The organism is Sulfuricurvum sp., assembly GCF_049587615.1.
In the GTDB taxonomy this organism is placed as follows: Bacteria; Campylobacterota; Campylobacteria; order Campylobacterales; family Sulfurimonadaceae; genus Sulfuricurvum.
Genome location: NZ_JBAVEF010000053.1, coordinates 74769 through 94935 on the forward strand (window position 1 = coordinate 74769; position 20167 = coordinate 94935).

General features: G+C 45.7%; 17 protein-coding genes. 14 read left to right on the forward strand and 3 right to left on the reverse strand.

What is annotated here, in order from left to right; translation table 11 throughout:
* Nucleotides 1-98 precede the first annotated feature (98 nt).
* From gltB to WB308_RS10570, 12 genes are all read left to right on the forward strand, one after another.
* Nucleotides 99-4532, forward strand: a complete 4434-nt coding sequence (gene gltB, locus WB308_RS10515) for a glutamate synthase large subunit (RefSeq protein WP_424191264.1) — start codon at nucleotides 99-101, stop codon at nucleotides 4530-4532.
* A gap of 5 nt (nucleotides 4533-4537) precedes the next feature.
* Nucleotides 4538-5920, forward strand: coding sequence for a glutamate synthase subunit beta (locus tag WB308_RS10520; protein WP_424191266.1), 1383 nt, complete (start codon nucleotides 4538-4540; stop codon nucleotides 5918-5920).
* Nucleotides 5920-6648 carry an inositol monophosphatase family protein gene (locus WB308_RS10525; RefSeq protein WP_424191268.1) on the forward strand — a complete coding sequence of 243 codons (729 nt, stop codon included), beginning with the start codon at nucleotides 5920-5922 and terminating at the stop codon, nucleotides 6646-6648. Before WB308_RS10520 ends, WB308_RS10525 begins: the two co-directional genes overlap by 1 nt.
* Nucleotides 6645-7487, forward strand: a complete 843-nt coding sequence (gene accD / locus WB308_RS10530; protein ID WP_424191269.1) for an acetyl-CoA carboxylase, carboxyltransferase subunit beta — start codon at nucleotides 6645-6647, stop codon at nucleotides 7485-7487. The genes WB308_RS10525 and accD overlap by 4 nt, the downstream gene beginning before the upstream one ends.
* A 2-nt stretch (nucleotides 7488-7489) precedes the next feature.
* A complete protein-coding gene (locus tag WB308_RS10535; RefSeq protein WP_424191270.1) occupies nucleotides 7490-8065 on the forward strand; it encodes a thiamine phosphate synthase in 576 nt (191 codons plus the stop codon).
* 100 nt (nucleotides 8066-8165) lie between these two features.
* On the forward strand, nucleotides 8166-8624 hold the full coding sequence (locus WB308_RS10540; RefSeq protein WP_424191271.1) for a 23S rRNA (pseudouridine(1915)-N(3))-methyltransferase RlmH: 459 nt from the start codon (nucleotides 8166-8168) through the stop codon (nucleotides 8622-8624).
* Between the two features lie 9 nt (nucleotides 8625-8633).
* Nucleotides 8634-8987 (forward strand): RNA polymerase-binding protein DksA, encoded by a 354-nt coding sequence (dksA, locus tag WB308_RS10545; RefSeq protein ID WP_424191272.1) that lies wholly within the window; start codon nucleotides 8634-8636, stop codon nucleotides 8985-8987.
* A 12-nt stretch (nucleotides 8988-8999) separates the two neighbouring features.
* A complete protein-coding gene (locus tag WB308_RS10550) occupies nucleotides 9000-10022 on the forward strand; it encodes a hypothetical protein (protein ID WP_424191274.1) in 1023 nt (340 codons plus the stop codon).
* A 52-nt stretch (nucleotides 10023-10074) separates the two neighbouring features.
* A complete protein-coding gene (dusB, locus tag WB308_RS10555; protein ID WP_424191276.1) occupies nucleotides 10075-11064 on the forward strand; it encodes a tRNA dihydrouridine synthase DusB in 990 nt (329 codons plus the stop codon).
* 11 nt (nucleotides 11065-11075) lie between these two features.
* Complete coding sequence (locus tag WB308_RS10560; RefSeq protein ID WP_424191278.1) at nucleotides 11076-12008, forward strand: ankyrin repeat domain-containing protein; 933 nt, start codon at nucleotides 11076-11078, stop codon at nucleotides 12006-12008.
* Nucleotides 12009-12191: 183 nt separating this feature from the next.
* Entirely contained in the window at nucleotides 12192-13904 is a 1713-nt protein-coding gene (locus WB308_RS10565; RefSeq protein ID WP_424191280.1) for an EAL domain-containing protein, read from the forward strand.
* A gap of 85 nt (nucleotides 13905-13989) precedes the next feature.
* The gene (locus WB308_RS10570) at nucleotides 13990-14457 is read left to right on the forward strand and encodes a tetratricopeptide repeat protein (protein ID WP_424191282.1); all 468 of its coding nucleotides are present in this window, start codon (nucleotides 13990-13992) and stop codon (nucleotides 14455-14457) included.
* A 234-nt stretch (nucleotides 14458-14691) separates the two neighbouring features.
* Here the strand turns inward: WB308_RS10570 and WB308_RS10575 are convergent, their stop codons facing one another.
* From WB308_RS10575 to WB308_RS10585, 3 genes are read right to left on the reverse strand one after another with little or no spacing between them, the layout of a single operon-like run.
* Nucleotides 14692-15588, reverse strand: coding sequence for a hypothetical protein (locus WB308_RS10575; RefSeq protein WP_424191284.1), 897 nt, complete (start codon nucleotides 15586-15588; stop codon nucleotides 14692-14694).
* Nucleotides 15585-15932 (reverse strand): flagellar motor switch protein FliN, encoded by a 348-nt coding sequence (fliN, locus tag WB308_RS10580; protein ID WP_424191286.1) that lies wholly within the window; start codon nucleotides 15930-15932, stop codon nucleotides 15585-15587. Before fliN ends, WB308_RS10575 begins: the two co-directional genes overlap by 4 nt.
* A gap of 3 nt (nucleotides 15933-15935) precedes the next feature.
* Entirely contained in the window at nucleotides 15936-16358 is a 423-nt protein-coding gene (locus WB308_RS10585) for a chemotaxis protein CheX (protein WP_424191288.1), read from the reverse strand.
* A gap of 224 nt (nucleotides 16359-16582) precedes the next feature.
* Here WB308_RS10585 and WB308_RS10590 point away from each other — a divergent pair, with 224 nt between their 5' ends.
* Nucleotides 16583-17320, forward strand: a complete 738-nt coding sequence (locus WB308_RS10590; protein WP_424191290.1) for a sulfite exporter TauE/SafE family protein — start codon at nucleotides 16583-16585, stop codon at nucleotides 17318-17320.
* A 6-nt stretch (nucleotides 17321-17326) separates the two neighbouring features.
* Entirely contained in the window at nucleotides 17327-20143 is a 2817-nt protein-coding gene (uvrA, locus tag WB308_RS10595; protein WP_424191292.1) for an excinuclease ABC subunit UvrA, read from the forward strand.
* Nucleotides 20144-20167: the final 24 nt, after the last annotated feature.

Genomic DNA, 20167 nt, shown 5'->3' on the forward strand with positions numbered 1-20167 from the left:
AATAAGGAAATTTCATCTCTCTTTAAACTACTTATGTTTAAAAAGAGATTAAAAAATATCAATTTGCCGAAATTTTCTGGTGAAAGGTGACGATTAGAGTGGAATACCAAGACCTATTACGATCATTTAAAGATAACTGCGGATTTGGTTTGATTGCGAACATCAAAAACCGTCCTTCGCATGAAAATTTGGAAAACGCCATTACCGCGTTAGAGAGAATGATGCACCGCGGGGCGGTTGCTGCTGATGGTAAAACAGGGGATGGAAGCGGACTTCTTTTATCGCTTCCTCGTGAGTTTATGCGTGCCGCAGCGGCAGAAGAGGGGGTAGAGCTTCCTAAAATGTACGCTGTCGCGGTTATATTTACGCGCGATCCGGCTCAGCTTGCCATCTTAAAACAGGTGTGTGCGAAGAATGATCTAAAAGTGGTGCTGGACCGTTTGGTTCCGATCGATACGAATGCATTGGGTGAGCAGGCGCTGGCGACATTGCCTGAAATCCACCATATTTTTATTACTCCCAACTCTTTGATGGCGTCACAGCGCTTTGATGCTCTCTTGTATCTCAGCCGTAAAGAGATCGAACATGCATTGGTTAACGATGAGGAATTTTATATCGCTTCGATGTCGACAACGGTGGTGTCGTACAAAGGGCTGATCATGCCTACCCACATCAAAGAGTTCTACCCTGATTTGCAAAATGAAAAATTCAAAATTTCATTTGCCCTTTTTCATCAGCGTTTTTCGACCAATACCCTTCCAAAATGGCGTTTGGCTCAGCCGTTTCGTGCGGTTGCTCACAACGGTGAGATCAACTCGGTCGAAGCCAACCGTTTTAACGTTGCGGTAAAATCTGAATCGATCAAAAGTGAAGTGTTCACGGACGAAGAGATCGCACGTCTTTTGCCGATCCTTCAGCCGGGCGGTTCGGACAGTGCGAGTGCCGATAACTTTTTCGAGTTTTTGATCATCAACGGGATGGATTTCTTCAAAGCGGCGCGTGCCGTTATCCCTGCACCGTGGCAGAACGCACCTCATATGGACCCGGAACTTCGTGCATTTTATGAATACCACTCGACGGTATTCGAAGCATGGGATGGCCCTGCGGCGTTTTCTCTCACCGACGGACGCTATATAGGATGTGTACTTGACCGCAACGGTCTTCGCCCTTCCAAATACATTATCACCCACGACGATACCCTTCTTATTGCGAGCGAATACGGGGTTATCGATATTCCCGAAGATCAGATCAAAGAGCGGGGACGTCTCCAGTCAGGCCAGATGATCGGTCTGGATTTAAAATTCGGGAAAGTGCTCAAAGACGAAGACATCAATCAGTATATCAAATCCTCCAACCCTTATATGAAGTGGCTGAATACACATATGATTTATCTTCAAGAGCATGTTGAAGAGCAGTATGTCGTCAGTTGTGATTACGACGCTTCTGATTTGATCGAGCGTCAACGCTATTTCAACATCACGCAAGAGGTCGTTGAGCAGGTGATTGAACCGATGATGCGCGATGGCAAAGAGGCTGTCGGATCGATGGGTGATGATACTCCTCTTGCGGCATTCAGTGAAAAACAGCGTAATTTCAGCGACTATTTCAAACAGCGTTTCGCACAGGTAACCAATCCTCCGATTGACCCTATCCGTGAAAAAGTGGTCATGAGTCTTAACACGGGATTCGGCGAAATCCATAATATTCTTGATGAAATTCCGTCGCATGCAAACCGTCTTAAAGCGATTTCACCGATCATTATTCGTGAAAAACTCGAAGTTCTCAAATCGTTCGGAGATAAAAAATCACCGAGATATCAATCTTTTTACGCGAATCAAGAGTTTTCAACGGCGTATAAAGGCTCATTGAAAACAGCCCTTGAAACCTTGGTTGAAAACGTCATTAAAGCGGTCAAAGAAGAGGGTGTCCGAATCGTTATACTCGAAGACAGCGGATTTGACAAAGAGCACAAAACGATCCCGATGTTGATGGCGGTAGGGCGCATCAGCCGTGCATTGCTGGACGCAAAAATCCGTCATTTGGCCTCCATCGTTGCCTGTACCTCTGAGGTAACCGATTCTCACGGTGCGGCAACCTTGATCGCATACGGTGCGAGTGCCGTATATCCTAGCTTGTTATTTGCAACCGTAGCGGCGCGTGCTGAAAACAGCGTTAATGAAATTAACTGTTCGGAAGCCTTTAAATCGGTTCACCATGCGCTCAATGCGGGACTCTTGAAAATTATGTCGAAAATGGGGATCGCAACAATCGCATCGTATCGGAATTCAGGCCTTTTCGATGTCCTCGGATTGAGCCGTGAAATCGTTCATGAATGTTTCGGAGAGTCCCATGTGATGATCCCGGGACTCTCCTATGAAGACATTGACGCACGGTTGGAGCGCAATCACAAAGAAGCATTCGAAGTGGGTGGTTTTAACCGTATATTCCCGCTTAAAATCGGTGGATATTATAAATTTTACAACGGCCAAGAACACCACGATTTCAATCCGGACGTGATCCATGCCATTCATCGTGTTTCTAAAACCGGCAAGCGTGAAGATTTTGATAAACTCAGTGCCTTGATTAACGGGCGGGGACAAAAATTCATTCGTGATTTCTTCGAGTTTAAATCCGATAGATCCCCTATCGATATTGCTGAAGTAGAGCCGAAAGAAAAAATCTTTAAACGTTTTGCGTCAGCCGCGATGTCATTAGGATCGATTTCACCGGAAGCACATGAATGTCTGGCCGTTGCAATGAATACGATCGGTGCCCAAAGCAACTCGGGGGAAGGGGGAGAAGATGCAGCTCGTTTCGGTACCCTTAAGAACTCTAAAATTAAACAGGTAGCATCGGGACGTTTCGGGGTAACTCCGGCGTATCTCCGTTCAGCCGAAGAGATTCAGATCAAAGTGGCCCAAGGGGCAAAACCGGGTGAGGGGGGGCAGCTTCCGGGACATAAAGTCAGCGGTCTTATTGCGCGCCTTCGCTATACAATGCCGGGTGTGACCCTGATTTCACCTCCGCCGCACCACGATATCTATTCGATCGAAGATTTGGCGCAGCTGATTTTCGATATGAAACAGGTCAATCCGAATGCAAAAGTAGCGGTTAAACTCGTCTCTTCTGCAGGTGTCGGTACGATTGCGGCAGGTGTTGCCAAAGCCTATGCCGATAAAATCATCATCTCCGGCGGGGACGGCGGAACGGGTGCAGCACCGCTTACGTCGATCAAATTTGCGGGGAATCCGTGGGAACTCGGACTTTCCGAAGCCCATAATGCATTAAAAGTAAATAACCTCCGTGGATTGGTACATGTACAAACGGATGGCGGACTTAAAACGGGTACAGACATCGTAAAAGCGGCACTTTTGGGGGCGGAGAGCTACGCTTTCGGTACCGGTGCCTTAACCATTATCGGATGTAAAATGCTCCGTATCTGTCACGTCAACAAATGTTCGGTAGGGATTGCAACCCAAAATGAAAAACTTCGCAGTGAGTATTTCAAAGGGACGGTAGAGCAGCTTATCAACTATTTCACCTATTTGGCAGAAGATGTTCGGCGCATCATGGCACAGCTCGGGTATAAAACGATGGAAGAGCTGGTCGGACGGAGTGATTTGCTGAGCGTAATCGATACGGAATTTGCACAAAAATTCGATTTTAGCTCTGTGTTGCACCGTGAAGCTGGGTTTGATACCTGTCAAGCTCCGAGCAATGAGCCGTTTGATTCTAATGAATTTGAAAAACTGGTACTTGCCGAAGCGATGGATTCGATTAAAAATCCGGAACGTTCGATTCGCATTGTCCGCGATATCTGTAATCTTAATCGCAGTTTCGGTGCCCGAATCAGCGGTGAAATCGCACAATATTACGGGGATAGCGGTCTGAAATCCGATACGATTCGTCTCCAGCTTAAAGGGATTGCCGGCCAGGCATTGGGTGCGTTCTTGATTAACGGTGTTTCGATCCATTTGGATGGTGTAGCGAACGACTATATCGGGAAAGGGATGCATGGCGGTAAAATCGTCATCAGGTCTCAAAATCAGGGAGAAGCGTTTGCTGCCGGCGGTAACACCTGTCTGTACGGTGCGACGGGCGGTAAACTCTTTATCTCCGGTTCGGTCGGAGAGCGTTTTGCGGTACGTAACTCGGGTGCTCTTGCAATTGTAGAGGGGACCGGAGACAACGCGTGTGAATACATGACCGGCGGGGTTGTTGTTATTCTCGGTAAAACGGGTATCAACTTTGGTGCGGGGATGACGGGCGGTTTTGCGTTCGTTTATGACCAAGATCACAGCTTTGTCGAAAACGTCAACCGCGAGTTGATTGATGCACTTCGTATCGACACCGACGAGGGGGATGAAGCCCGGCATTATCTGAAACGTCTATTGAAAGAGTATGTTGCCGAAACGGAGAGTGAAATGGCCCAAAACTTACTCAAAAATTTCCGTGTCGAAATCCGAAATTTCTGGCTTGTTCGCCCGAAAAATTTAACAAAATTGCCACTCAATCCGGATAAAGGGGACTAAGTATTATGAGAGAATTTTTAACGATTGAGCGTATCGACCCCACGAAGCGTCTTGTTGTACAGCGCCTAAAAGATTTTAGTGAAATTTATGAGCCGATGAATTCAAGCGATGCCGGTTCACAAAGTGACCGCTGTATCCAATGCGGCGATCCGTTTTGTTTGAATAAATGTCCGTTGCATAACTACATTCCTCAATGGCTCAAAGCGGTTGCGGAAAAAGATCTTAAATTTGCGTTTAACCTCTCCAATGAGCCCTCACCGTTTCCGGAAGTGATGGGGCGTGTATGTCCGCACGATCGGTTGTGTGAAGGGGATTGTACCCTGAACGACGGACATGGAGCGATTACGATCGGTTCGGTTGAGACCTTCATCAACGAAGAGGGATTCAAACAGGGTCTAAAACCTTTCTTTCCCGGTATTACGACAGATAAAAAAGTAGCGATTATCGGATCAGGTCCTGCAGGACTTTCTGCAGCTACCTATCTGCTGCGTTCCGGAATTGCGGTAACGATGTACGAGCGATCAGACCGTGCAGGGGGACTGCTCACTTACGGCATTCCGAACTTTAAACTGGATAAAAAAATCGTAGATCGTCGGGTTAATTTACTGGTAGAAGCAGGATTGAAAATCGTCTACAATTGCGAAGTGGGAAAAGATATCGAATTTGATGCCATTGCGGACAAGCATGATGCGGTTTTTATCGGCATCGGTGCGACTAAAAGTAAAACGGCAAAAATTTCGGGTGAGAATGCTGCGAATGTTTATGTTGCGATGGAATATCTTACGGCGATTCAGCGTAAAAATTTCGCCCTCTCGTATGATAAAAAATTCGACTTCAAAGACCTCGATGTTGTCGTCGTTGGAGGTGGTGATACCGCAATGGACTGTGTCCGTACGGCAAAACGCGAAGGGGCAAAAAATGTGACCTGTTTGTATCGCCGTGATGCCCATAATATGCCGGGATCGGTCAAAGAGTACAAAAATGCGATCGAAGAAGGGGTGGATTTTGGTTTCCACGCCTCTCCAAAAGAGATCATTTTGGGAGAGGGAGGCAAAGCTGTTGGGATACATATGGCCAAAACCGTCCTTGGTAGCAAAGATGAATCGGGTCGTCAAAAAATGGAAGAGGTCAAAGGGGGAGATTTTAACGTCAATGCCGATGTCATTATTATGGCACTCGGTTTCGATCCGTGTGTTCCCCCATTTTTAGCCGAAAATGGAATTGAAGTCAACTCGTGGGGCGGTATTATCATCAACGATAAACATGAAACGACGACCGCCGGCATTTACGCTGGGGGAGACTGCTATCGCGGTGCCGATTTGGTAGTTACGGCGGCATATGACGGCCGTGAAGCGGCACGTTCCATCGTAAAATCGTTGCTGGGTTGATGGAAGGCTTTATTCAAGCCTCCATTCTTGCCTGCCAAGAGATACAAGCGTTGGTAGAGGAGGGGAGCTCCTCTTTATTTAGCGTCCATGAAAAAGGTGCAGGCGGAGATATCAGCAGCGGTATCGATTTAAAAGCTGAAGCAATCTGTTTTTCTCATCTCTCCCCTTTCGGATCGATTTTTTCCGAAGAGAGCGGCTGGATGAGCCCTGAATCCGCTATCACTATTTTCCTCGACCCGATTGACGGAAGCGATAACTTTGTTTCTAGGCTCCCGTATTACGGTGTTTCCATTGCCCGTATCACGGAGGGAAAAACAACGGAAGCGCTCGTTTGCAATCTCGCAAACGGTGATCTGTTTATCCGTACTTCAGACGACTATTACACTGCAACCCTGCAAAATCCTTCTCTTAAACAGCCGATTTTGACCAACCCATCGGCAAAAATAGGTCTTTTTGAAAAAGGCCCCGAACATCCGGAATTGGTTCGAAAATTGATGGAAAAAAAGCTGAAATTTCGTTCACCGGGTGCACTTGCCCTCTCATTGGCGTATGCGCCTTATGTGAAATATGTGCTATTTTTGGGTACAATGCGCCCTTACGATATCCAAGCCGGACTCTATCTCAGTAAACACCTGCATGTGTTTCAAGACGATAGGTATATCCTCATAAGTGCGGATAAAGAGCTTTTTGAGCAGATACGTTTGATTGTAGAAAAGGAGTATTTTTGAGTCTATTTAACCTATTCGGTGACTCCGAAAAGAAAAAACAACCCACCAAAAGTGAAGCACCGTCTCACTGGGTAAAATGCCCCTCTTGCCAGTCGTTAATGTACTACAAAGAGATTGAAAAACAGAATCATGTATGCCCTAAATGCGGGTTTCACCTCCGTATCGGAGTCAAAGAACGCCTTGCTTTGATCGCGGATGAGGGGAGTTTTGTCGAATTTGACGCTAACCTTCGCCCCGTTGATCCGCTTAATTTCGTGGATAAAAAGAGCTATGCAGCCCGTGTAGAAGAAGGGTATGCTAAAAACGGTACTTACTCATCCGTCGTGAGCGGTGAATGTACGATCAACAATGTTCCGGCACAACTCGTCGTATTTGATTTCAATTTCATGGGCGGTTCTCTTGGTTCGGTTGAGGGAGAAAAAATCGTACGTGCGGTAAACCGTGCTTTAGCCAAACGTATGGGCTTGATCATTGTGAGTGCGAGCGGGGGAGCACGAATGCAGGAGAGTACTTTCTCTTTGATGCAGATGTCGAAAACCTCTGCGGCATTGGCAAAACTCGCCGATGCGAAGCTTCCGTATATCTCCTTGCTCACCGATCCGACCATGGGGGGAGTAAGTGCCTCTTTTGCAACGCTTGGGGATATTATCATCGCTGAGCCGGGTGCATTGGTCGGATTTGCCGGTCAGCGCGTTATCAAACAAACCATCGGAAGCGATCTCCCTGAAGGGTTTCAACGCGCTGAGTTCTTGCTTGAAAAAGGCTCCATCGATATGATCGTAGGGCGCAGCGAACTCAAAGAGACTCTGAGCGATATGCTCAAACTCCTCCTCCCGTAAATATGCAGCTTTACGCTCTTTGTGATGCTGAAATGCTTCGCCAAAGCGGAGTCGATCTCCTTTTTTTTGCGCAGCGCGCCAAATCATTAGGAGCCGGCGTCCTCCAATACCGTAACAAACAGAGTGATATTGCGACCGTTAAAAGCGATTTGATTTCTTTGCGGCAGGTATGGGACGGATTTTTGCTTATTAACGATCATTATGAACTTGCCCCGTTTTGTGATGGTGTCCATATCGGGCAGGAGGATCTTTATGCGATTGACCCTGATCCTATCCGTGCGGTTAAGATTTTGAAAATGACGATCGGCGAGGATAAAATCATCGGTCTCTCTACCCATAATACTCACGAGATTGAAATTGCGAACACCTTGAAGGTAAGCTACGTTGGATTGGGGGCGTATCGTGCCACGTCGACCAAATCGGAAGCGAAAGTGCTCGGGGAACGTCTTGATGAGATAGCCGCTCTCTCCACACATCCCGTTGCCGCCATCGGCGGAGTGAAATTCGATGATACCTTTAACCATGTTGCGTATAAAGTAATGGGAAGCGGACTTATTACGAATGAGAACGTCAAATGAGTAAAACCCATTTGCCTACGCTTGCCGCTATGGCACATGCAGCGATAGCGGAAAGTCTAACGAAGTGCAGGCAAACGCTTGCCTCTTGCAAGGCAGAACTATGAACATTTCCATAATCACAATTGCTAAAAAAGAACGTTCTTTATACGATCCCCTCTATCAAGAACAGATGAAAATGATCTCCCGTTTTGCAAAAGTGGACGACATTGAACTGTTTCCCAAAGAAATCGTTAAAGCCCACAGTATCAGCGCTGAAGCATCGCAAGCGGCCTATTCAAAACTCCTATCACCGATGTTGGGTAAAAATTACTCGATTGCGTTACATCCTGAGGGGAAAAAACTGGACAGTTTTGCATTTAGTAAGCTTATAAGTGATAAAATTTCGTTGCAATTTTTTATAGGCGGAGCTTACGGCTTTGAAAAAAGTTTTGTTGAGCAATGTGACAGTGTTATCAGTTTATCTGAATTGACGATGAGTCACAAAATCGCAAAAGCGGTGCTGTTAGAGCAGATCTATCGCGCCTATTCATTGTTAGCAAACCATCCGTACCACAAATGAGGAGCATTGATGAGAGACCATGAGGTGCAGTATTTCGAGGAAATATTGCTGACACGTAAAACTCAGATTATTAAAAATATTACCGGTGTCGAAAGCGAAATGAATCAGTTGCGTGAGATGGAACTCAATGATGAAGGTGATTATGCCTCTGCGAGTAATGATAACATGGTCGAAAATGCCATAGGTTCACAACAGATGCATGAGCTTGAAGAGATTGAAGCCGCTCTCCAAAAAATAAAGTTCAAACAATACGGCATATGTGAAATGTGTGAAGACGATATTGGCTTTCAACGTTTGAAAGTGAAACCGCATGCAAAATATTGTATCGTATGCCGTCCAATCGTTGAAAAAAATAAACACTAAAAGGGAGAGAAAATGCAACTAAAACGGTATACCATCGCATCACTTATCTTAATGATTTTAGTCGCTGCTGCGGTCTATTCTATTGATAACGGATCAATTTCCTTTGATTTGTTAGGGATGCATTTTCCAAATCTTCCGGTTGCATTTTGGGTGGTTGTTCCTCTTCTCATCATGTATTTTGCCAGTTTGCTTCACATGGGTGTCTATGCACTGATGGGGAATTTCAAACTGCGCCGTTTGAGCAAAGACCATGATAAAATGATCGATGCTCTCCGTGATTCTCTGCTCGGTGTTCATGACCGCAATTATGTATATAAAAGCGATGCCTATAAACTGATGGGTAAATTGGTTGATCATGCTCTGATCCTCCCGTATGAAACACTCCGTTCGGTAGGAAATGAAAAAATTGACGAAGCGCTTGAATTGATGCGTGATGTCAAAGAGAAGAAAAAAGTGGATATAAAACGATTCCACCTGGCGGCCAATACATCGATCGTGATTCAAAACAATCTGAACCGTTTTGAACGGGGCGAGATCGATGCGGACAGCATCCTCTCACGTCCGGACAGCTATGGGGATATTGTGTGCGCGAAAGCGTATGAGTCGTATGTTAAAACCGCGTCGGTCGGAGCGGTGATGAAATTTAAACATCTTTTTACCAAAGCCTCTCTGATTGATTTTGTTCAACGTATCAACGCTGGCGAAAACGGGATCCAAATCACCAATGAAGAGTTGGCGGCTATTTTTGGAACCCTTAAGCTCGAACGCAATGACTGGATTGATCTCTCCGAAGCAATGGCGAAAAATATGCTTCCTGAACAACGCATCCGTCTTTTTGAGATGCTCAGTGAAAATTGTGACGACGCGATGGAAGGGTATTTGTATACCCTTTATGATTTGCAAATGATCGACACGGCAAACGAAATTCTAAACAATACCGCACATAGCGATTATCAGATTTTCAAAGCATACCGAGATCTCAAACGTGCCAATAAGCATTATGACATTGCAATCTTCCTTCATCGAAGCTGTTAATTAACACGAAGGGCGGTTAACGCCGGTTCCCTTCTCTTTCAAGGTAATTTTTATGACGCCAAAACTCTCTTTTGCTACTCCCGTATATGCCCTTGCCCCATTAGCCGGATACACCGATCTACCGTTTCGCAATGTGGTTAAAAAATTCGGGGCCGATTTGACGGTGAGCGAAATGCTCAGTTCCAATGCTCTCGCTTACGGTTCCTCAAAAACACTCCGTATGCTGGAACGAAGCCCGAACGAGAACCCTTATTCGGTACAGATTGCCGGTTCGGAAGAAGAGATTGTCCGCCGTGCCGTAGAGGTCCTTAATACGCAAGAGGAGATTGATATCATCGATCTTAACTGCGGGTGTCCCGTTCCGAAAATCGTATGTCACGGATCCGGAAGCTCATTGCTGAACGATTTGCCCCGTATGGCACGGATTATTGAAACCATTAAAAAGACTTCCAACAAATCCACTCTTAGTGTCAAAATTCGACTGGGTTTTGAGTCGAAAAATCACATTGAGATTGCGAAACTCGTCGAATCTTGCGGTGCCGATTTTCTTGCAGTCCACGGACGCACTCGAGCCGGAAAGTTTAAAGCTCCCGTCGATTACGACGCGATTGCTGAGATCAAAGCGGCTGTATCCATCCCTGTTATTGCGAACGGAGATATTGATTCTTTTGAAAAAGCGCAATGGGTTTTGGAACATACCAAATGCGATGGTGTGATGATCGGGCGTGGAGCCGTCGGAGCACCGTGGATTTTTCACCAGCTCAAAACCGGAAGCGCTACGGTCGATCCCCTCATTAAACATGCCATTATCATGGAACATCTCGATGGTATGGTGAGCTTTTACGGGGAGCGCGGTATTGTAACGTTTCGCAAACATGTCCATACCTATTCGAAAGGATATGAGGGGGCATCTGCACTGCGTGATTTGGTCAATCGGATTGAGGATCCTGTCCATTTCCGTGCGGTAGTCGATGAATTTTTTCTGACCCACCGTCAGATTTCCGAGGGGTTCAAAGCCTCTGATATGGCATGTGAATGTTAAGGAGAGGCAATATGAAAACGGCAATGAGACTATCCCTACTGCTTGGCGGGATTCTTTTTTTAACGGGGTGTACCACACTTCATACCGCGGCTGCCAAAGGAAATATTGATGCTATTCATCGCCTTTCCGGTGAAGGCAATGATATGAATGCGATTAATGAAGAGGGGATTACCCCTCTTATCCGAGCGGTTAATTTAAATCAGAAACAGAGTGTTATCGCACTTTTGGAAGATGGGGCAGATAGTAATGCTGCGGACACGACGGCAGGCAATACTCCGTTGCATCATGCCATATTGCAAGGGAGCACGCAACTGATCCGGATACTCCTTGAACGGAATGCTCAACTAAGTATCCCCAATAAAGAGGGAAAAACTCCGCTGGATTTGGCACGCAACGCTACTAATAAAGAGATTCTTCGAATGATGAGCGAAACCGCCCCGCAAAAAGAAGCCGCCACGCTCAAGGTGGAAGAGAAGACGATTGACGTACCCCAGCCGCAGCTCTCTTCACTTCAATTGTCTCCGGCGGAAGGGAAAAAAACCGATCCTGCATTGGCCGTAGCCGCCAAAGAGAACGGGATCAAAAATCTACCTTTTAAAAGCGCTGATAATGCTCTCTCTACAGATACTTCCGCAATGTTGAAACAGATGATCAGTCGATATGAAACGCAAGGGATTCGCGCCTATCTGAATGAGCACCCTCACGCATTAGCATTGATTGACGATCCCAAACAACAACTTCGTTATGTTGGGCCAAAGGGATGGCGAGTGCTTGATATTATTGAAAAACGAAAAAAAGAACACCTAAGTGAAAAAGAGATTATTCTTCATATCACAAAAGCCGCTCTACCGTATAAAAAGTTTTCGAATGAAGAGATCAAGACGCTAGTCAGCTATGGGATTTCTTATAAAATCATCAATGCCATGATAGGTGTAACAAACTGAATCTGCATTAATTTTTCTTATTCACTGCCGAAAAATGGCGGTGGAGTTAAGCTTCTCTGATTTGGCGTGTAACTCCGCTTTATATTACCTGCATATTTTTCTGATTTTCTATTTACTTTCTTTACTTTGATTGGTTATAATGGTTTTTTTTTCGTCAACTTGTCTGCTGAAAAAGGGAGTTCAATGAGTGTTTCTCCGTTAGAGTACGAATGTTTATCAGAGGGTATCTTACAGAAGAAAGAGGATTTTCTTCATGAATCTCTTGAATGCGAATACACTTCCAGTCAAGAGATTGAACTTCTTAAAGAATACAAAAAAGCGGTTGATTACAGTACCATTGTCTCAATCAGTGATGAAAAGGGTATTATAACCTATGTCAACAAGGCATTCATCAACGTATCCGGATACAATGCCGATGAACTGATAGGACGCCCCCACAACATCATCCGTCATCCGGAAAATCCCCCTGAAATGTTTCAGCACATGTGGAAGACGATACGTGAAAAGAGAGTGTGGCAGGGTAGAATAAAAAACCTTGCTAAAGACGGTACATCCTATTACGTAGATACGACGATTACTCCTATTTTGAATCCTGATGGCAATATTGTAAAATTTCTTGCGCTTCGTCATGATATTACAAAACTGATTGAACAAGAAGAGCGTATTGCTCAGCAGTTGAGCGACCGTCTCACCGGCTTGCCGAACCGTGTGAAACTTATGGAAGATGTGGAAAGCGGTGAATTCGTTGCTATCGGATTGTTAAATCTTGATGCGTTTCAGGAACTTAACAATTTGTACGGGCATAAAATCGGAGATGAGATTCTCCAAAATTTTGCGGTCTATCTCAGGGAGAACCTGAATGAAGAGAAGTGTTATCTGTACAAGCTCCCCTCCGATGAGTTTGCCATTCTCTCTAAGCTTGCATTGGAGAAAGAGGTTTTCAAACACATTGTCATCCGATTGATCCATACCTTGGATTCTCACCGTTTTTTTATCGGAGGGCACGAGATTTATCTGAGTGTAACGGCGGGGATGAGCTGCGGAAACGGTGCAGAGATGCTCATCAATGCCAACATTGCTTTGAAAAATGCAAAACGGAATAAATTGCCGTATGAGTTGTATGATGCGCATAAGCATGAAAAAGAGCACTATGCCAACAATCAGGAGATGATAAAAACGCTGAAATATGCCCTCTCCAACGATCTTGTCTTTGCGTATTATCAGCCTATCTACAATAACATAACGCATAAAATCGATAAATACGAGACCCTTATGCGGATTGTGAATGAAGAGGGGAGTGTCCTTTCCCCCTTTTTCTTTCTGGATGTGGCACATAAGGTAAAAATTTATCCTGAACTCACCAAAGCCATCCTCCGCAAGGCATTTACGATGTTTCAAGATAAAGAGATACGTTTTACCGTCAATCTTTCCATTGAAGACATTCGCAACAGCAATACGCAGGCATATATCTTTGATATGCTCAGCACTTTTGCAAAACCGGGGAATGTTGTTTTCGAAATCATCGAATCCGAAGGGATCGATAATTATAAAATCGTTAAAGAGTTTGTCGCAAAGGCAAAGAAATACGGTGCCCAGATTGCTATAGACGATTTTGGATCGGGTTATTCCAATTTTATGCATCTGCTTGAACTCGAAGCGAATACGATCAAAATCGACGGTTCTATCATAAAAAATATTTTAGAGGATCGAAATTCGCAAATTTTGACCAAAACAATCGTTTCTATGGCCAAAGAACTGAACATGAAAATCGTTGCGGAGTTCGTCAGTTCAAAGGAACTCCAGGAAGCTGTTATCGCGATGGGAATTGAGCATTCTCAGGGGTATTATCTGGGTGAGCCTAAACCGTATCTTATAGACGAGCCGATTGATCTTTAGTGTAATTCGCATTTTTCATATAACCTCCTTCTTATAGATTCTCATTAGCCTCTTTTGCTACAATCGCATCAAAAAGGGGATTGTTTTGGGAATCGATTTTTACAATGCAGGGATGAATGCGTACAGTACAAAACGTTTTGAAGAGGCGTATGAATGGTTTATGAAAGGGGAAGAGGACCCCCGCTGTATGTTTGCGTTGGCTACCCTTTATTATAACGGGCAGGGAGTGGAGCGTAATTTCACAAAATCGACGGACTATTATGCCCGAGCGGCCGACGCGGGAATTTTGCCGGCTCAGGTAAGCGCCGGATTTGCGTATGCGAATGCGATGGGCGTTCCTGAGGATTTCGATAAAGCGGCCTATTATCTCAAAATGGCTGTGGAGAAGGGTGAACCGGCAGCAAAGGTGACGTTAGCCGAGATTTATGCAAAAGGGTTTGCGGGAGGGAGTCGTAAAGAGGCGGCCGTACTGATCCGTGAAGTCCTTGCTACTACCGGAGGCGAAGAGGCCTACGATGTTTACAGCCGCTATGATTTAGGCAATGTAAAATAACATCTTCTGCCTCGAAGAGGCAATCTTCAGTGCCGAAGCGGCAAGGGTAGCCAAAAGGATTTTATCCCTTTGGCGTTAAAAATATTAACTGACCTTACGCACTTAAGTTGAACAAGTGCGTCAAGGGGAGTTTTTCTCCCGTATCCGAAAGCTACGGGAAGCTTTAGGGGGTTGTAGGGACATTTGTCCCTGCCACTTTATGGGCTTTGCCCAGAAAGTGCGTAACATCAGATGTTAATATACCCCTGAGGCTTTTTCTTTGTAAGAATCAAAAGCCTCATCTTGTGTCGGAACCAGTTGGAAGTAGCCGTCGAGTTCACGGTGTTTGGAGTGTAAAAGGCTCTCAAATTCGTTTTGTGTGATGGGGATGTTATCTTGGAATTTATCGAGCAAGAGGGTGTTGTTCCCTAAGAGGACTAAATAACTCATCGTTCCGTAATCGAGCATGGCTACGGTATGAGACGGGTCAAGCGTTTTTTGGAACCGTATATGAACCCCTCCTGCATCTGTAGCGGTTTTTATCGGTGATGCGGGTGCGGGTTGTTTGGCCTCAGAGGGGGATTTGTTGAAAAGCCACGGAGTTTTCGGCTCATTTTGAATGGTGGCGGCCCGTTTGGCAATATTTTGTTTTAACCAGAATAAAATAGCAATCCCGATGAGTAAAATAGCGATAACGACATAATAACTTTGTTCGAATTCATTGTCATTTTTGGTGGGAAGACCGGAAACGGCCGTTTCATCAACAGGAGTGGGCTGCTCTAGGGTATCAGGCGATACCGGGTGCATAAAACGGAGCCGCAAACCATACGAATCGGAGGTTTTGGATGCCTGCATACTCACATCGGAGGAAACCTGCGCGGTGATTTCAATATTTTCGCCCTGCGGTGCAATGGTGAGTTTTCCGAGGTATTTGGAATTGACATTTTTAACTTTAGGAGCTTCGATAAAAGCCTCTTCGAGTTTGATGACAACGGTATCACCCTGCCGGTTTTGGCGAAGTACCCCTTCATAGGGGGTATCGAATGTCAGCATGACATCAACACGATCGTTGCGATCATAGACGTTGTAGCTTAGAATTTTGGCCCCCCACAAAAATGACGGGAGGAGGAGTAAAGGGATTAAGTATCTCATAGTCTCTCTTTTGAAAGGTAGTAAAGAACGGCACTCGAATCGAGTACCTCATTGATCCGGATGGCTAAGTTTTTTTCATACACCATAACTTCGCCTTTGCCGATAATGCGACGGTTAACGTAAGATTCGACACTCTCACCGGCCGGTTTGCCCAGATCGATAACGGACCCTTTTTCGAGTTTGAGAATCTCTCCGAGAGAGAGGCTGGTTTGTCCCAAATCGGCAACAAACTCCACCTCCATATCGAGCAACCCTTCATAATCCATCCATGAAAGCTCTTTATCGGCATCAAACGGATGATCTTTAGAGAGAGAAAGTTCAGGTGTCGTTAATGTTTCATCCATCTTTTAAAGCCTTTGCACTGCAATAATCATTTCGCCGTTTTCAACACTGAGATGTTGTCTCTCTTCGAGGTCCCCTTCGCTTATCGTGGTTGACATGAAAAAAGGGGTCATAATGCTTATCGATGTTTCATATAACTCTTCAGCCAATACTTTTGCGCTTCCGACAATCATGTTGGTCGTTTCCAAGAGCATGTCAATGAGTGTTTGCTCATCACTCTCATCTTCGCCCAAAAACGTTTCGGCAATGGCCTGCATGAGAACCGTATCGCATCCGATAAAGGCTCTGTGCACGCTTCCGTCCACCGCTTTAATATCAATATAAGCAAGAAGTGTTCTCTTTTGAGAAAAGGGAGCGGTGCGTTCAAAAGGGAGACACAATTGATGAAGGCAAAAATTTTCAGCTGCCTGGACAATGATCGGTAACATCGCATCCTCACTCTCATTAATTTCTCCTGTATCCGGAAGATGCAGGAAGCTTTAGGGGGTTGCAGGGAGATTTGTCCCTGCCACTTTAGGGGCTTTGCCCAGAAAGTGCTTAACACATAGTATGAGAATTGATTATACCGTAAAATTACGGGATCTAGAAGGGGGTTACTTGAAGGACGAAGCGAGTATAATCGCGCGACACAAAAAATTGTAAAGTAGAGACGATGACCATTGAATTAGCTCTTTTGGGGATCGGAGTCGGCACTCTCTCCGGATTTTTCGGAATCGGAGGGGGTACGGTGAGTATTCCCATATTGCTTTATTTGGGTTTTGGCATCAAAGAGGCCATCGGTATATCGGTAACGCAAATGGTCGCGGGTTCTTTGATGGCGGCATGGATTCATCATAAAAAGCAGACCTATGTTGTAAGGGATGTTAAATATTTTGGATACGGTGGAGTTTTCGGAGCAATAGCCGGAGGATTTTTGGTTAAAATCCTTGATTCAACGGTATTGGAATGGCTTTTTTTGAGTATTGTTGCGTTTACCCTGGGGCGTTTGGCACTCTCTTCGCCGGTACCGACACGCTCCGAAGTGGTGAACCGTCCCCTCTACAGTATAATCGGCGGGGGCATCGGGATGTTTTCCGGGATGCTTGGGGTCGGCGGGTCGATATTGATGACGCCGATACTGGTAAGCTTTATGGGCTTTCCTCTCAAAAAAGCGTCAGCGGTAGGGTTGTTTTTTGTCATGTTCACTTCAGTTTCCGCTTTTGGAACCTTATTGTGGCTGGGGATGATCAACCTGCATGCCGGTTTAATCATGGCACTATCATCGTTGCTAGGGATTATGATGGGGATTTGGCTCCTGAACCGGGTCAAAGTGGCCCATTACAAACAGGTATTAGTTGTTTTTTACACTCTTATTTTTGCTGTTACGGCATACAAATTGATCGCGGGGTAAACACGTATGGACATGATTAAAATTATCGGAGCGCGCGAGCACAATCTCAAAAATATTTCTTTAGAAATTCCAAAAAACAAACTGGTTGTTTGTACGGGAATCAGTGGAAGCGGTAAATCGACGCTGGCATTTGATACCCTTTACGCTGAGGGGCAGCGCCGTTACATCGAGTCGCTCTCCTCGTATGCGCGGCAGTTTTTGGATCGTGTTGGAAAGCCTGATGTGGATAAAATCGAAGGGCTGACCCCGGCAATCGCGATCGATCAAAAAACCACCTCTAAAAATCCCCGATCTACGGTGGGGACGATTACCGAAATTTATGACTATTTGCGGTTGCTGTATGCCCGTATCGGGGTACAGCACTGCCATCTGTGCGGCAAAAAAATCTCAAAAATGTCGGCGCAGGATATCATCGATCAAGTGCTTAAACTCCCTGAAGGGGCGAAAATCGTTATTTTGGCACCCTTGGTTCGGGAGAAAAAAGGCTCCTTCACCGACATCCTAGAATCGCTCCGTCACAAAGGGTACGTTCGTGCAATGATCGATGGGGTCATGGTGCGCCTTGATGAAGAGATCGAACTTTCCAAAACCAAAAAACATACTCTAAAAGTAGTCATTGACCGCCTCATTATCAAAGACGACAACCATGACCGTGTTGCGCAGGATGTTGAAAAGGCGCTCAAAGAGTCTTACGGAGAGGTGGAGATCGAAATCCAAAATCACGATGAGGTGGGGATGGAGGAGAAACTGATCCACTACAGCGAACACAGTGCCTGTTTTGACTGTAAAGTGAGTTTTGATCCGCTCGAACCCCTCTCATTTTCGTTCAACTCTCCCAAGGGGGCGTGCAGCGAATGTGACGGTTTGGGGATACGGTACGCACTTGATTACGACAAAATTATCGACTCCGAACTTCCCATCGAAAAAGGGGCGATCAAAATCGTTTACGGTTTTAATAAAGGGTATTATTTTACTTTTTTGAAAGCGTTTTGCGCCGCAGAGGGGATCAATATCACGGTCCCGTTCTACACTCTCGAAGAGTATCAGAAAAAAGCGATTTTACACGGCAGTATCGACGAAGTGGAGTTCAAATGGCAAGACCATCCGATTCGCCGAACGTGGCCGGGGATTGTACGCATCGCCTACGATATTTTTAAAGATGAAAAAGACCTTGCCGACTATATGTCCGAAAAACCGTGTAACATCTGTAATTCTCATCGCCTTAAACGGGAATCGCTCGCCGTTCGTGTTGTGGATAAAGGGATCGGTGAAGTGATCTCGATGCCGCTTAAAGATTCGTATGCATGGTTTGCCGATCCCAAAACGTTTGAGGGATTGAGTGATCAAAGCGCGATGATTGCCGCTTCGATTCTTAATGAGATACGCGAGCGTCTTTTCTTCCTCTATGATGTGGGGTTGGGATATCTTTCTCTGAGCCGAGATGCCCGTACCATCAGCGGGGGTGAAGCCCAGCGTATCCGGATCGCCTCTCAGATCGGAAGCGGCTTGACCGGGGTGATGTACGTTCTTGATGAACCGAGTATCGGATTGCATGAACGCGATACCCTCAAACTGATCCGAACGCTCCGATCATTGCAGGAAAAAGGGAACACGGTTATCGTCGTCGAACACGACAAAGAGACGATCGAGAATGCCGATTTTATCGTCGATATCGGTCCTGGAGCCGGAAAATACGGAGGGAATGTCGTTTTTGCCGGAACCCTGGAGGAGATGAAAAAAAGCAATACCCTTACTGCCGATTATCTTTCCGGACGGAAAAAAATCGAGTATTTTTACCGCAGGGCCCAAAAAGAGTGGATGAATATCAATAATGTAACATTAAATAATATTACAAATTTGAGTGTACAAATTCCCCTTCACAATTTTGTGTGCGTAACGGGAGTGAGCGGGAGCGGGAAAAGTTCGCTGATCTTGCAAACGCTTCTCCCCGTCACTCGTGAAATTCTTAATCATGCCCGAAAAATAAATCGCGTTGCAGGGGTAGAGGTGGAAGGATTGGAGAAGCTGGATAAAGTAATCTATCTCGATCAAAGTCCGATCGGACGGACACCACGTTCCAATCCGGCCACTTATACGGGGGTAATGGACGAAATCCGTAATCTGTTCGCTAAAACGAAAGAGGCGCAGATTCGAGGCTATACGGCATCGCGTTTCAGCTTCAACGTCAAAGGGGGGCGATGTGAGAAGTGTCAGGGGGAAGGGGAGATCAAGATTGAGATGCACTTTTTACCCGATATCATGGTTAAATGTGACGCGTGTCACGGGAGCCGCTATAACCTCCAAACCCTCCAAGTGGAATACAAAGGGAAAACGATCTCTGATGTCCTGAATATGTCGGTCGGGGAAGCGTTGGAGTTTTTTGCCCCGATTCCGAAGATCAAAGCGATTTTACATACGTTGAGCGATGTGGGGCTCGATTACATTACGCTGGGACAAAACGCCGTCACCCTCTCCGGGGGGGAAGCACAGCGGATCAAACTGGCCAAAGAACTGAGCCGCCGCGATACGGGCAATACTCTCTATATCCTCGATGAGCCGACGACGGGTCTCCATTTCGATGATGTCAACCGCCTTACCAAAGTGCTCCATAATTTTGTCGAGTTGGGCAACTCGGTTCTCGTAATTGAACACAACCTCGATATGATTAAAAACGCCGACTATATCATCGATATGGGGCCTGAAGGGGGGAGCGGCGGCGGATTGCTGGTCGCCCAGGGAGATCCTGAAAGTGTTGCCCGAGAGTGGGAAAAAACGGGAAGTTTTACCGGAAAATATTTGGCAAATGAGCTAAATAGGTTATAATAACCCCAATTGCTTGATGATAGG

Excerpts from the sequence above, each read along its gene's own strand:
- fliN (WP_424191286.1), bottom strand. The coding sequence starts at position 15,932 with ATGGATGAAACATTAACGACACCTGAACTTTCTCTCTCTAAAGATCAT.
- dksA (WP_424191272.1), top strand. The coding sequence starts at position 8,634 with ATGAGAGACCATGAGGTGCAGTATTTCGAGGAAATATTGCTGACACGT.
- WB308_RS10535 (WP_424191270.1), top strand. The coding sequence starts at position 7,490 with ATGCAGCTTTACGCTCTTTGTGATGCTGAAATGCTTCGCCAAAGCGGA.
- WB308_RS10590 (WP_424191290.1), top strand. The coding sequence starts at position 16,583 with ATGACCATTGAATTAGCTCTTTTGGGGATCGGAGTCGGCACTCTCTCC.
- WB308_RS10540 (WP_424191271.1), top strand. The coding sequence starts at position 8,166 with ATGAACATTTCCATAATCACAATTGCTAAAAAAGAACGTTCTTTATAC.
- WB308_RS10560 (WP_424191278.1), top strand. The coding sequence starts at position 11,076 with ATGAAAACGGCAATGAGACTATCCCTACTGCTTGGCGGGATTCTTTTT.
- WB308_RS10525 (WP_424191268.1), top strand. The coding sequence starts at position 5,920 with ATGGAAGGCTTTATTCAAGCCTCCATTCTTGCCTGCCAAGAGATACAA.
- WB308_RS10585 (WP_424191288.1), bottom strand. The coding sequence starts at position 16,358 with ATGTTACCGATCATTGTCCAGGCAGCTGAAAATTTTTGCCTTCATCAA.
- WB308_RS10550 (WP_424191274.1), top strand. The coding sequence starts at position 9,000 with ATGCAACTAAAACGGTATACCATCGCATCACTTATCTTAATGATTTTA.
- uvrA (WP_424191292.1), top strand. The coding sequence starts at position 17,327 with ATGGACATGATTAAAATTATCGGAGCGCGCGAGCACAATCTCAAAAAT.
- WB308_RS10575 (WP_424191284.1), bottom strand. The coding sequence starts at position 15,588 with ATGAGATACTTAATCCCTTTACTCCTCCTCCCGTCATTTTTGTGGGGG.
- WB308_RS10520 (WP_424191266.1), top strand. The coding sequence starts at position 4,538 with ATGAGAGAATTTTTAACGATTGAGCGTATCGACCCCACGAAGCGTCTT.
- dusB (WP_424191276.1), top strand. The coding sequence starts at position 10,075 with ATGACGCCAAAACTCTCTTTTGCTACTCCCGTATATGCCCTTGCCCCA.
- WB308_RS10565 (WP_424191280.1), top strand. The coding sequence starts at position 12,192 with ATGAGTGTTTCTCCGTTAGAGTACGAATGTTTATCAGAGGGTATCTTA.